This is a genomic window from Pantoea sp. SJZ147 (assembly GCF_007828605.1).
Lineage (GTDB): Bacteria > Pseudomonadota > Gammaproteobacteria > Enterobacterales > Enterobacteriaceae > Pantoea > Pantoea allii.
Genome location: NZ_VIVB01000006.1, coordinates 122,543 through 135,016, shown reverse-complemented (window position 1 = coordinate 135,016; position 12,474 = coordinate 122,543). Strand labels below are relative to the sequence as shown.

Genomic DNA, 12,474 nt, shown 5'->3' with positions numbered 1-12,474 from the left:
CTTTTGTCGGTTCAGGGCAGCAAGCGCTGCCCATAAAGTCATTGAGTATAGCCCTGCAGAGGCCGAAGGGCGAAAATGCCCTTCATGACCTTACTTTTGAATGGAAATGTCGGTCGAGAAATAGTGCTTCTGAATCTTATCAAAGGTGCCGTTTTTCTTGATTTCATCAAAGGCATTATCCAGCGCCGTTTTCAGCTCGGTGTCATCTTTGCGCAGGCCAATAGCCGTGCCTGGACCGATAATGGGGTCCTGAACAATCGGGCCTGCGAGCGCAAAATCTTTGCCCTGCGGCTGTTTCAGAAAACCATTGGCGGCCTGCGCGGCATCGGTAAAGACCGCGTCAAGGCGTCCGGCCACTAAATCGCTTTCCACCTGGGCCTGATCGCCGTAAGGCACCACGGTGACGCCATGCGGCTGCCATTTGGCGCGGGCATAACGTTCCTGCACCGTGCCCTGTTCTACACCAACCGTTTTCCCTTTGAGCGACTCTGGCGTCGGTAACAGGCCAGAACCTTTGCGTGCGATAAGCTGAGTGTGGGTATCGTAAAGCGGCTGGGTAAAGTCGATTTGCTTCAAACGCTCTTCTGTAATGCCCATGTCAGACAGGATGGCATCGAATTTACGGGCTTTGAGTGCCGGGATCATGCCGTCGAACTGACTTTCCACCCACACGCACTTCGCCTGCATCTGTGCACACAGGGCGTTGCCTAAGTCGATATCGAAACCCACCAGTTTGCCCTGCGGGGTTTTTGATTCGAAAGGCGGATAAGTGGGATCGACGGCGAAGCGGACCTGTTCGATTTTTGCCTGTGCGCCGAACGCACAACCGGCAAGCACGGCCAGTGCCAGCGCAGCGCGCAGGCGGGTTTTGAGGGTTTTCGTTGCCATAGTTAAGATCTTCTGTTGTCGTAATGTTGTATTACGCAGAGTACCTTTCGACCGGGATGATGGCAATTAGAGGATGATTTTCACAGTGTTAGCCCCACAAAGTGCACGGTAATCCTGGGTGTTCAGGATGACGGAGTGGTCCAGCACGCCCGCATTAAACGCAATCTCATCGTAACGTTCAAACAGCAGCGGATCGACAATCAGCAGTAAATCGGGATGAAAGCTGAATGGCGGAATAGCACCAAATACACAGCCGGTAAGACTGTCCACTTCCGCCGGTGAGGCGAGTGAGGCTCGGCGTCCACCCACTGCCGCAGCCACTTTGGACAGGTCCGCCTGCTGGTCGGCCGGCAACACCGCCAGCACATGCTGTTTAACCCCATTGCCTTTGACATGGCACACCAGCGCCTTTGCACCCTGACCGACATCGGTGCCGCGGAGTTGTGCGACGGCTTCACATTTGCCGCTGGGCTGATGGGCGACCAGCCGGTAACGTGCCTGATGTTGATCGAGCAGCGCGATCAATTTTTCATGGGTACTGAGCATCGGCTTTTCCGTTTTAATAAAAAAGGCGCCACCGCGCCTTTTTGTAACGCTGCTGTCCGCCCTAACGGAGGAGCAGCAGAGAGGACAATCTACTTATGACGGGCGCGCAGATTACTGATAATCGTGCTGAAGTCTAACGCCTGGTCCTGCAGGAGTACCAGCAGGTGATAGATCAGATCCGAGGCTTCATTGGTCAGCTCTTCACGATCGTTCACCGTCGCCGCCAGTGCGGTTTCCACGCCTTCTTCACCGACTTTCTGCGCGATGCGCTTGGTGCCACTGGCATAGAGTTTCGCGGTGTAAGAGCTGTCCGGATCGGCGCTTTTGCGTGACGCCAGCAGTTGTTCCAGCTGATAGAGGAACGTCCAGTCAGGGGCTGCAGGCGAGAAGCAACTGGACGTGCCAAGATGACAGGTTGGGCCAATCGGGTTCGCCAGCACCAGCAACGTGTCGTTGTCACAGTCCGGCGTAATGCTGACGACCTGCAAAAAGTGACCAGAGGTTTCACCTTTGGTCCACAGCCGGTTTTTGGTGCGTGAAAAAAACGTCACGTTACCGTCCTGCAGAGTTTTCTTCAGCGCATCCTGGTTCATATAACCGTGCATCAGAACTTCGCCAGATACGCTGTGCTGGACGATAACGGGCATCATGCCTTGGGTCTTTTCCCAGTCTAACCGGGACAACTGTTGTTCAGTTAACACGCGCGAATCTCCACACCGTTGTCGATCAGAAAGCGTTTCAGCTCGCCGATATTAATAATCTGTTTGTGAAACACCGATGCCGCAAGGGCACCGTCAACGTTGGCCTGTTCAAAGGCCTCAAGGAAGTGGGCCATGGTACCTGCGCCACCGGAGGCGATAAGCGGGACCTTGCACACTTCACGCATTGTCTTTAGCTGTACCAGGTCATAGCCATTGCGCACGCCGTCCTGGTTCATCATGTTCAGCACAATCTCACCTGCGCCAAGCTTCTGCACTTCCTGCACCCAGTCGCGCGTTTCCCATTGGGTAACGCGCGTCCGGGATTCATCGCCCGTGTACTGATTAACATGATATTTGCCGCTGGCATCATCGAACCAGGTATCAATGCCCACTACGATGCACTGCACGCCAAAGCGGTCGGCCAGCCGGGTGATCAAGGAAGGATCGGCCAGGGCAGGGGAGTTGATGGAGATTTTATCCGCACCAAACTCCAGAATCCGGGCTGCATCTTCCGGGGTTTTAATCCCGCCCGCCACGCAGAAAGGAATATCGATAACCTCAGCGACGCGCGAAACCCAGCTTTTATCCACTACACGGTCATCCGATGAGGCGGTGATATCATAAAATACCAGTTCGTCGGCCCCTTCTTCCGCATAGCGCTGGGCCAGCGGCACGATATCACCGATAATTTCGTGATTACGAAACTGAACGCCTTTCACCACCTGACCGTCACGCACATCAAGACAGGGAATTATCCGTTTTGCCAGCATGCTATTGCCTCCGAAACCGTAAATTTACCTTCCAGCAGCGCACGCCCGACAATCACGCCCTGAACGCCACTGCCGCGTAAGGCGGCAATATCACTGAGTTCACCAATACCGCCCGACGACTGAAACGCAATCTGCGGAAAGCGCGCGGTCACTTCTTTATACAGTTCCACATTCGAGCCGCTGAGCGTACCGTCGCGGGAAATATCCGTGCAGAGGACATGCCTGAGGCCAACGGGCTGAAACTGTTCGATCACCTCTTCCAGCGTCAGACCGGCCGCTTCCTGCCAGCCGCTGATGGCGATGTCTTTACGGTTCGCCGCATCAATACGGACGTCCAGCGCCAGCACGATGGCCTCGGGGCCAAATTCCTGAAACCAGGCTTTGACGTCCTCGGGCTGTTTAACGGCGGTTGAACCGACAACGACCCGGCTGGCGCCCGCATCCAGCAACGCTTTTACGTCATCCCGGGTGCGAATACCGCCGCCAACCTGCACGATCGCATTTACGCCGTTGAGCAGGTTTTTCAGTAAGGCAATCTGGCGTTTAGCCGGGTCTTTGGCACCGGTCAGGTCAACAAGGTGCAATACCGTTGCGCCCTGGCCTGCGTAGTCCTGCAACCGGGGCAGGGGATCGCTGCCGTAATCACGCTGTTGCGCATAATCACCCTGATGCAGGCGCACGACCTTGCCATCGATTAAATCTAATGCGGGGATAATCATTACATCTCCAGGAAGTTTTTCAGCAACTGTGCGCCCACTTTGCCAGAGCGTTCCGGGTGGAACTGCACGCCAAAGAAATTATCTTTCTGCACTGCGGCGGTAAAGGCCTGACCATAGTGACACTGGGCAATGGTGCTGGCGTTTACCGGCATGGCATAGCTGTGGACGAAGTAGAAATAGCTGCCTTCATCGATGCCGCGAAACAGATGATTTCCGGCCTGCGAGGTAATCTGGTTCCAGCCCATGTGCGGCAGCGGCAATCCCTGAGTATCCATCAGCGAAACCGGCTGGTCGATAATGCCCAGCGTCGGCACGCCGCCGTTCTCTTCGCTGTGGCTGCCCAGCAGTTGCATCCCCAGACAAATACCTAATACCGGTTGCGTACAGGCTTTGACCAGCTCAATAAGCTCGCGCTCTTCTAACTGATTCATGGCGGCCTGCGCCGTGCCTACGCCCGGCAGAAACAGCTTATCGGCGCGCAGCACCACGTCAGGATGGCGGCTGACCTCTGGTGCGTAGCCCAGACGTTCAACGGCCCACTTTACCGATGACAGGTTGGCACAGCCCGTATCCAGGATCACCACGTTCATTAGAGCACTCCTTTCGAGCTCGGCAGGGTATTTCCCTCAACGCGAATGGCCTGACGCAGCGTACGGCCAAAGGCTTTGAACAAGCTTTCCACACGGTGGTGGTCGTTTTTACCTTTCGTCTTCAGGTGCAGGGTGCTCATCATGGCGTAGGACAGCGAACGGAAGAAGTGTTCCACCATCTCCGTGCTGAGATCGCCCACGCGCTGGTAGCTGAATTCCGCTTTGAATTCGATATGCGGACGACCGGAAATATCCAGCGCGCAGCGCGCCAGGCATTCGTCCATTGGCAGCACAAAGCCAAACCGACCAATGCCGCGCTTATCGCCCAGGGCTTTCAGCAGTGCTTCACCCAGTGCCAGGCCGGTATCTTCAACCGTGTGGTGATCGTCGATGTACAGATCGCCTTTCACTTCGATGTTCATGCGAAAGCCGCCGTGTACGGCAATCTGATCCAGCATGTGGTCAAAGAACCCCACACCGGTATTGATTTTGCTACCGTCTTCACGGTCCAGCCAGACCTCGACGCGCACCTGGGTTTCTTTGGTGTTGCGCTGTACCAGTGCATAGCGATCGCGTTGTGTCAGCTGTTGCTGAATGGCTTTCCAGTCCTGACCTTCTGTGCCGTAGCGAATGCCCTGAATGCCCATGTTCTCGGCCAACTGAATATCGGTCTGACGATCGCCAATCACATAGCTTTGCGCGATGTCGAGTGCGCCCTCTGCCAGCCAGGCTTCCACCATTTTGGTTTTTGGCTTGCGGCAGTCGCAGTGATCGTCTGGCTTATGTGGGCAGATCAAAATGTCGCTAAAGCGAATGCCCTGCGAGTTCAGGATCTGCATCATCAGATTGTGCGGGCCATCAAAATCGGCCTGAGGAAAACTGTCCGTGCCCAGACCGTCCTGATTGGTGATCATCACCAGCTGATAGCCTGCGTCCTGAAGCGCCAGCAGCGCGGGCACCACATCCGGCTCAAATGCCAGCTTATCCATGCGATCCACCTGAAAATCCTGCGGAGGTTCAGAGATAATCGTGCCATCGCGGTCAATAAAAAGGGTCTTCTGACTCATGCTTACTCCAGAGATAAGGCTTGCAGCGCGGCGATCAGGCGTTCGCACTCTGTTCGGGTTCCCACAGAGATACGCAGGCAGCCTGCAAGGCCGGGATTCTTGTTTTGGTCACGCAAAATAATGCCCTGATCCCACAAGGTTTTAAAGACCCGCGGCGAGTCAGTAAAGCGCACCAAAATATAGTTGGTTTCGCTGGGAAAAACCTGCTCTACGGCGCGAATCTGTGGTAACTGCTCAAACAGCCAGCGGCGATTGGCATTCAGCTCTTCCACGTGCTGGCGCATCAGGGCAACGCCTTCTTCGCTCAGGGCCTGGCCCGCGACGTCGGCGACCGGTGTGGCAAGCGGATAGGGCGCAATCACTTTCATGAGCAAATCGATGACCGGCTTATTCGCCAGGGTAAAGCCACAGCGCAGGCCAGCCAGCGCAAAAGCTTTCGATAAGGTACGCAGAATCACCAGGTGCGGATAATCCTTTAACCAGCCCGCGAGCGTCGCCTGGGGGCAAAACTCAATATAGGCTTCGTCCGCGACGACCAGCGCTTTTCCGGCGGTCATCGCCAGCAACTGACGGATATCGTCCTGGTCGATCAAATTACCGGTGGGGTTATTTGGGCTGCACATGTAGACCACTTTCACACCGTCGAGCTGCTCGGCAATCGCGGGCAGGTTCAACTGCCAGTCTTTCAGCGCCGGAACGGTACGGTATTCAATGCCGATGGTTTCGGCACTGACGCTGTACATGCCATAGGTCGGTGGGCAGAAAAGAATGGCATCTTTCCCCGGCTCACAAAATGCACGCATCAGCAGTTCAATGCCTTCATCTGCACCACGGCTGACCAGCACCTGCTCTGGCGTGAGACCGGCATAGGCCGCATAACGCGTGATCACCTGTTTCGGCTGGCATTCCGGATAGCGATTCAGGGTTTGCTGCGACAGCTCAAAGGGCACCGGCAGCGGGAACTCGTTAGCGTTCAGCCAGACATCACCATTGCCGCCCAGACGACGGGCGGACTGATAGGGCGTCAGTGCCCGCACGTTAGCCCGTGCCAGCTGTTCAATATCCTGACTCATGCTTGCTCCTTGAGTGCGGCAACGCGCAACGTAACGGCATTTTTATGGGCATGCAGCTGTTCAGCCGCCGCCAGGGTTTCGATGGTCGCCGCCAGGTTCAGGAAGCCCTGCGGTGTCAGTTCCTGCACGGTCATGCGTTTCTGAAAGTCGGCCAGGCCCAGGCTGGAGCAGGTCGCGGTGTAGCCATAGGTGGGCAGCACGTGGTTGGTACCGGATGCATAGTCACCCGCTGATTCCGGCGACCAGTCTCCCAGAAAAACCGAACCGGCGCTGGTGATGTGTTCGACCAGGTCCCGTGGCGCGCGGGTTTGCAGAATCAGATGCTCCGGGCCATATCGGTTGGAAATGTCGAGGCACTGTTGCATATCCTGGGCCACGATCAGACGGCTGCTTTCCAGCGCCTGCCGGGCAGTCGCGGCGCGCGGCAACTGGGCCAGCTGTTCTTCAACCGCGTCAGCGACGCGCTCAGCCAGCGCCTGGGAAGGCGTCAGCAGAATCACCTGCGAATCGGGGCCGTGTTCCGCCTGTGACAGCAGGTCAGAGGCAACGAAAGCCGGCGTCGCACCTTCATCGGCAATCACCAGCACTTCCGACGGACCGGCGGGCATATCAATCGCCGCGCCATCAAGACGCTGGCTCACCTGACGTTTGGCCTCGGTCACCCAGGCATTGCCCGGGCCGAAAATTTTGTCCACCTTAGGAATGCTTTCCGTGCCAAAGGCCAGGGCGGCAATCGCCTGTGAACCACCGACCTGAAACACCTCTTCCACCCCGCAGAGCTGCGCTGCGTAGAGAATTTCATCCGCAATGGGCGGAGGCGAACACAGCACGACGCGACCGCAACCGGCAATGCGTGCAGGCGTCGCTAACATCAAGACGGTAGAGAACAGCGGGGCAGAACCGCCAGGAATATACAAACCGACGGATTGTACCGGGCGCGTCATTTGCTGACAGCGCACGCCGGGCTGCGTTTCCACATCCACCGGCGGTAAGATCTGCGCACGGTGAAAGGTTTCAATATTGCCAATGGCTACTGCCATCGCCTGCTTCAGTTCGTCACCAAGACGATCGCTGGCGGCCTGAATCTGCTGCGGTGTGACGCGCAGCGTTTTTACGTCGACCTTGTCAAAGCGCGCGCTGAATTCACGTAACGCCGCGTCACCCTCGTCTTTCACCCTGACCAACACATCGCGCACAATCTGACTGATGCTGTCAGATGAGGAGAGCGCGGGGCGCGCCAGCAGCGCCTGTTGCTCCTCGCGGCTGCACGCTTGCCAGTTCACGGGCGTCATGATTTTGCTCATCGCTTACTCCAGCATTTTTTCGATTGGCAACACCAGAATAGAACTGGCACCCAGCGCTTTGAGTTTTTCCATGGTTTCCCAGAACAGCGTCTCGCTGCTCACCATGTGCATCGCCACGCGACTGACATCGCCCGCCAGCGGCAGGACCGTCGGGCGTTCGGCACCCGGCAACAGGCTGATCACGTCTTCCAGACGCTCGCTTGGCGCATGTAACATGATGTATTTCGATTCACGCGCTTTGATCACGCCCTGAATGCGGGTCATCATTTTATCGATCAGCTCCTGCTTGGCGGCTGGCATCTCGCCGTCGCGCTGAATCAGCACGGCTTTTGAGCGATAAATGACTTCGACTTCGCGCAGGCCGTTCGCTTCCAGCGTCGCGCCGGTGGAGACCAGGTCGCAGATCGCGTCGGCCAGACCGGCACGCGGTGCCACTTCTACCGAGCCGTTTAATAAACAGGATTTAAAGCTGACGCCTTGCTTGTCGAGATACTGTTTTAACAGGTGAGGATAGGAGGTGGCGATACGGGCATTGTTCAGGCCCTGCGGGCCGCTGTACGCGTCGTCAACCGGCATGGCCAGTGACAGGCGGCAACCGCCAAAATCCAGGCGACGCAGCGTGAAATAACGCGGGTCTTCGCCCTGCGCGCGGCGGTTCAGCATCTCTTCTTCCAGCACGTTCTCGCCGATAATGCCCAGATCCACTACGCCGTCCATTACCAGTCCCGGAATATCGTCATCGCGCACCCGCAGGATATCAATAGGCATATTTTCCGCAAAGGCGATCAGACGCTGTTGCTGAAGATTAATTTTGATACCACAGCGTGCCAGCAGCTCGCGTGAATCATCGCTTAATCGACCTGATTTCTGCATAGCTATGCGTAAACGGCTATTGTCTAACATCGTTCCTGTCCCCTTGATTGACCTGTCCTGAATGATTGATTTGCGTCAGCCCATAAAAAAACCCCCGGAAGACGATCTTCCGGGGGTTCTCTTGCGTTCGCACCACTGGAAGATCCTAGACGTCTTCCAGCACACATCGCCTGAAAGACTAGTCAGGGTGATGGTGGTGATGATGGTTGAACTGAACGCGTGTCATAAAATTCTCGATAATGAAAAGTTATTCATTTGTGTGGAATTAACCTAACGAAGATAGTTGAAATTGGCAACTCTTTTTTAATGTTGTTATTCGCAAAGCGCCGAAACACTTTGAACTGGTTTGCAACTCAGCGGAGGCTTAAGATGAGAACATCTTGAAGTCTGCAGCAGGAGACAAAATGAAAAAGGTCGCAATAGTAGGACTGGGCTGGCTGGGCATGCCGTTAGCTACGGCGTTAACCGCCAGAGGCTGGCAGGTCACCGGCAGTAAAACCACGCCGGATGGCGTTGAGGCGGCCCGTCGCTGCGGTATCGACGCGTTTCAACTGGAACTGACGCCCGACCTTATCTGCGATGCTGAAGATCTGGACGTGCTGTTCGACGTTGACGCGCTGGTCGTCACCTTGCCCGCCAGCCGCACGGCAGAGGGCGGGGACGCTTACGTACAGGCGGTGCAAAACGTGATAGACACGGCGCTGGCCCGTAACGTACCGCGTATTATCTTTACCAGCTCGACGTCCGTCTATGGCGGCAGCTCAGGCATCAAAACCGAAAAAAGCGCCCTGCAACCGGAAACCACAGCGGGCAAAACGCTGGTGGAGCTGGAAAACTGGCTGCATGATTTACCTGGCACCAGCGTGGATATCCTGCGTCTGGCAGGGCTGGTGGGGCCAAAGCGTCATCCGGGACGTTTCCTGTCCGGTAAGCTGGCGCTGCCCAACGGTTCACATGGTGTCAATTTGGTTCACCTTGATGATGTGGTTGAGGCCATCCTGTTGCTGTTACAAACGCCTAAAGGCGGGCGCACGTTCAACCTGTGCTCTCTGAAACATCCGTCTCGTGCGCAGTTCTACCCCGGCGTCTCACGCCAGTTGGGCATGACGCCACCGACCTTTGCGCCTGAAGCCGGTGACGACAGCGGTAAGCTAATAGACGGTTCGCGGATTTGTCACGAGCTGGGTTTTGAGTACCGCTACGATGATCCGCAAAAAATGCCTCTGGAATAAGCCCGGTTTTCCCCTCGCCGGGCAAGGAATGTAGAAACCGGCTGTCAGACGCCGAGCCTGTCGCGCAGCGCATACCAGGCTGCGCCCATTGCCGTCAGCGGCACTTTAAACCGCCGTCCGCCAGGGAAGGGCAGATGAGGCAGTCTGGCGAAAGCGTCAAAGCGTTCCGCATCGCCACGCAGCACTTCGCTGATCAGTTTGCCGGAAAGATGGGTTGCGGTGACGCCATGACCGCTGTCGCCCTGCATAAAATAGACATTGTTTTCCAGCCGACCAAACTGCGGCATACGTGACATCGTCAGCAGAAAATTGCCGCTCCAGGCGAAATCGAGTTTCACGTTATGTAACTGCGGAAAGGTGCGCAGCATCTTAGGGCGGATTATTTTCTCTACGTCGGCGGGTTCCCGCGCGCCGTAAATCACCCCGCCGCCGTAGAGCAGGCGGTTGTCAGCGCTCAGGCGAAAGTAATCCAGCAGATAATTACAGTCCTCTACCGAATAATTATTGGGTAACAGCGCCAGGGCCTGATCGCGGGACAGCGGTTCGGTGGCAATAATCTGCGAGCCGCAGGGCATACTTTTTCGGCTCAGGCGCGGCTCCAGTTCGGAAGGTAAATAGGCATTACCCGCAAAAATCAGGAAGGTGGCGCTGACTTCCCCCTGAGTGGTTTTCACCCGATTAGGTGAGCCATAGTTGACGCTTAACGCGGCGGACTGCTCATAAATGCGCCCGCCGTGACGGCGAATCGCTTCGGCTTCGCCCAGTGCCAGGTTGAGGGGATGCAAATGTGCCCCACGTTTATCGAGCAAACCGCCGACATAGCGTTCACTTGCCACTTCGCGCCGAATCCCACGTTCATCCAGCAGTTCAAGCTCATGATTACCATAGCGCGCCCATGCTGCTTTTTGCCTGGCCAGGTGCGCCATCTGACGGGCATTAAAGGCAGCAAAAATCCCGCCAGGCCGATAGTCGCAGGTAATCGCGTAACGATCGATGCGGTCACGGATGATATCACCGCCTTCAAACATCATGCTGCCCAGCATTTTCGCGGTATCTTTGCCGTAACGTTGCTCAATCACATCCACATCACGGCTGTAAGAGTTGACCGCCTGGCCGCCGTTACGGCCGCTGGCACCAAAGCCGACCCGTGACGCTTCAAGCAGGACCACATCGTAGCCGGCCTCGGTTAAAAACAGCCCGGCGGATAATCCGGTAAACCCCGCGCCAATGATGCAAACGTCACACTGAACGCTCTCCTGTAATACCGGCCAGGGCGCATGTGGATTCCTTGTCGCAGTGTAGTAATTTTCCACATAATTCATACTAAGCTCCTTGGCTGTCGACCCGGGTTAAAAATTAGCGGGCGTATGGGCGCTGACGATGCGACAAGGCACATCGGCAGGGTTGGTAAAACTGTGTGGCAGGCCCGTATCGATGACATAACTCTCACCGGCAGAGAGGTGAAATTGCTGACCGTTTATCTCCAGTACAATCTGACCTTCCAGCAGCGTGCCGGTTTCTTCACCCGCGTGACGTAACTTTTCCCCGGTACTGGCATCGGGTTGATACGTCTCCAGCAGCATGCCCAGGGCTCGCCGGGTGGTGCCGTTATCAATCAGCTTCAGTGAAACGCCCTGGCTGCCGATCTCCAGCAGATCCCCGGCGCGCACTACCACTTTTGGCCCATCCTGCCCCTTCGGCTCAGAGAAAAACTCCGACAGCGACAGGCCATAGACTTTTAACAGCTTTTGCAGCGTACTGACCGCCGGGCTGACCTTGTCCTGTTCAATGGTGCTGATCGCGCTGTGGGTAAGACCAGCCAGTTCAGCAACGCGCCGTTGGGATAAGCCCATCGCCTGGCGAATCTGCGACAGGCGTCGCCCGGGAGCCTGGGTCGCATCGCTCATTGTTGCTTTTCCCGTTTGTAGAGATGCGCGGCCTGAATAAAGCCGTTAAACAGCTGAAAGGAAGGCGTCGCGGGTTTCAACTGCCACTCTGGATGCCACTGCACGGCCAGCGCGAAAGGATGTCTGGCCAGGCTTATGGCCTCAATCAGTCCGTCCGGCGATCGGGCTTCAATGCGCAGCTGAGGCCCGGCTTCACGAATGCCTTGATGATGCACCGAGTTTACGCTTAACGGCGCAGTACCCAGCAGCGCGGCCAGTAATCCGCCGGGTTCAATATTGACGTCGTGAGCGGGTGCGTACTGCTGGGGGAGCGGGGCGGCATCATCATCGTGATGGCGCTGAAACTGGGGATGCTGATTAAGGTGACGATAAAGTGCACCGCCGTTAGCCACCACCAGCTCCTGCATGCCGCGGCAAATGCCAAATAACGGCAGCTGTTTGCCCACGGCGTGCGTAATCAGGTTAAAGGCCAGACGATCCCGTCCTGCATCTGCGTCCGGTTCCTCGCCTTCTTCACCATACAGCCAGGGTTCAAGGTTGCTTGGGCTGCCGGTCAGTAAGATGCCGTCCAGTGCAGCCATAGCGTTTTCTAATAGATGCGGGGCAGCCATAAGCTGATGAGGCAGAGCGAGCGGCGCGCCACCGGCGATAACGACGGCATCAAGATATTTATTATGCACCGACTGGACAGGATGGCCCTGATGATGAGTCTGGCACATCACTACGCCAATCAACGGCTTGTCAAAAATAATGCCCATGCTTCCCCCTCAACAGCTGTTCAAAATATTTGACGAAAAGGGCATA

Annotated in this window: 15 protein-coding genes and 1 other annotated feature; of the genes, 1 reads left to right on the top strand and 14 read right to left on the bottom strand. The window is 56.4% G+C overall.

Annotated elements, in window-relative coordinates:
• Positions 1–90: 90 nt before the first annotated feature.
• The 11 genes from FBY13_RS10760 to hisL all read right to left on the bottom strand — a co-directional run bounded on the left by FBY13_RS10760 (position 91) and on the right by hisL (position 8,757).
• Positions 91–888, bottom strand: coding sequence for an ABC transporter substrate-binding protein (locus tag FBY13_RS10760; RefSeq protein ID WP_096010792.1), 798 nt, complete (start codon positions 886–888; stop codon positions 91–93).
• A 66-nt stretch (positions 889–954) separates the two neighbouring features.
• Complete coding sequence (locus tag FBY13_RS10755) at positions 955–1,434, bottom strand: YbaK/prolyl-tRNA synthetase associated domain-containing protein (protein ID WP_063881212.1); 480 nt, start codon at positions 1,432–1,434, stop codon at positions 955–957.
• An 89-nt stretch (positions 1,435–1,523) separates the two neighbouring features.
• Positions 1,524–2,135, bottom strand: a complete 612-nt coding sequence (gene hisIE, locus FBY13_RS10750) for a bifunctional phosphoribosyl-AMP cyclohydrolase/phosphoribosyl-ATP diphosphatase HisIE (RefSeq protein ID WP_096010791.1) — start codon at positions 2,133–2,135, stop codon at positions 1,524–1,526.
• A complete protein-coding gene (hisF, locus tag FBY13_RS10745; RefSeq protein ID WP_063880148.1) occupies positions 2,129–2,905 on the bottom strand; it encodes an imidazole glycerol phosphate synthase subunit HisF in 777 nt (258 codons plus the stop codon). Before hisF ends, hisIE begins: the two co-directional genes overlap by 7 nt.
• Positions 2,887–3,624 carry a 1-(5-phosphoribosyl)-5-[(5-phosphoribosylamino)methylideneamino]imidazole-4-carboxamide isomerase gene (gene hisA / locus FBY13_RS10740; RefSeq protein ID WP_145394124.1) on the bottom strand — a complete coding sequence of 246 codons (738 nt, stop codon included), beginning with the start codon at positions 3,622–3,624 and terminating at the stop codon, positions 2,887–2,889. The genes hisF and hisA overlap by 19 nt, the downstream gene beginning before the upstream one ends.
• Positions 3,624–4,214: an imidazole glycerol phosphate synthase subunit HisH gene (hisH, locus tag FBY13_RS10735; protein WP_063880146.1), complete on the bottom strand. Its 591-nt coding sequence runs from the start codon at positions 4,212–4,214 to the stop codon at positions 3,624–3,626. The genes hisA and hisH overlap by 1 nt, the downstream gene beginning before the upstream one ends.
• Complete coding sequence (hisB, locus tag FBY13_RS10730) at positions 4,214–5,281, bottom strand: bifunctional histidinol-phosphatase/imidazoleglycerol-phosphate dehydratase HisB (RefSeq protein WP_145394123.1); 1,068 nt, start codon at positions 5,279–5,281, stop codon at positions 4,214–4,216. The genes hisH and hisB overlap by 1 nt, the downstream gene beginning before the upstream one ends.
• Positions 5,282–5,283: 2 nt before the next feature.
• Entirely contained in the window at positions 5,284–6,354 is a 1,071-nt protein-coding gene (gene hisC, locus FBY13_RS10725; RefSeq protein ID WP_109717339.1) for a histidinol-phosphate transaminase, read from the bottom strand.
• The gene (gene hisD / locus FBY13_RS10720) at positions 6,351–7,658 is read right to left on the bottom strand and encodes a histidinol dehydrogenase (protein ID WP_063880143.1); all 1,308 of its coding nucleotides are present in this window, start codon (positions 7,656–7,658) and stop codon (positions 6,351–6,353) included. Before hisD ends, hisC begins: the two co-directional genes overlap by 4 nt.
• Positions 7,659–7,661: 3 nt before the next feature.
• A complete protein-coding gene (gene hisG / locus FBY13_RS10715; protein ID WP_145394122.1) occupies positions 7,662–8,561 on the bottom strand; it encodes an ATP phosphoribosyltransferase in 900 nt (299 codons plus the stop codon).
• A 52-nt stretch (positions 8,562–8,613) separates the two neighbouring features.
• Positions 8,614–8,734 (bottom strand) — a sequence feature (His leader region).
• Positions 8,710–8,757 carry a his operon leader peptide gene (gene hisL, locus FBY13_RS10710; RefSeq protein WP_100396937.1) on the bottom strand — a complete coding sequence of 16 codons (48 nt, stop codon included), beginning with the start codon at positions 8,755–8,757 and terminating at the stop codon, positions 8,710–8,712. Its footprint overlaps the feature before it by 25 nt.
• A gap of 178 nt (positions 8,758–8,935) precedes the next feature.
• Here hisL and FBY13_RS10705 point away from each other — a divergent pair, with 178 nt between their 5' ends.
• Positions 8,936–9,763, top strand: a complete 828-nt coding sequence (locus FBY13_RS10705) for an SDR family oxidoreductase (protein WP_145394121.1) — start codon at positions 8,936–8,938, stop codon at positions 9,761–9,763.
• A gap of 44 nt (positions 9,764–9,807) precedes the next feature.
• On the opposite strand, the gene FBY13_RS10700 is transcribed toward FBY13_RS10705, so the two are convergent.
• Genes FBY13_RS10700 through puuD form a run of 3 tightly spaced genes read right to left on the bottom strand, consistent with a single transcriptional unit; the run spans position 9,808 to position 12,428 of the window.
• Positions 9,808–11,085, bottom strand: coding sequence for an FAD-binding oxidoreductase (locus FBY13_RS10700; protein WP_145394120.1), 1,278 nt, complete (start codon positions 11,083–11,085; stop codon positions 9,808–9,810).
• A gap of 27 nt (positions 11,086–11,112) precedes the next feature.
• Positions 11,113–11,670 carry an HTH-type transcriptional regulator PuuR gene (gene puuR / locus FBY13_RS10695; protein ID WP_145394119.1) on the bottom strand — a complete coding sequence of 186 codons (558 nt, stop codon included), beginning with the start codon at positions 11,668–11,670 and terminating at the stop codon, positions 11,113–11,115.
• Positions 11,667–12,428: a gamma-glutamyl-gamma-aminobutyrate hydrolase gene (gene puuD / locus FBY13_RS10690; protein WP_096010785.1), complete on the bottom strand. Its 762-nt coding sequence runs from the start codon at positions 12,426–12,428 to the stop codon at positions 11,667–11,669. Before puuD ends, puuR begins: the two co-directional genes overlap by 4 nt.
• Positions 12,429–12,474 lie beyond the last annotated feature (46 nt).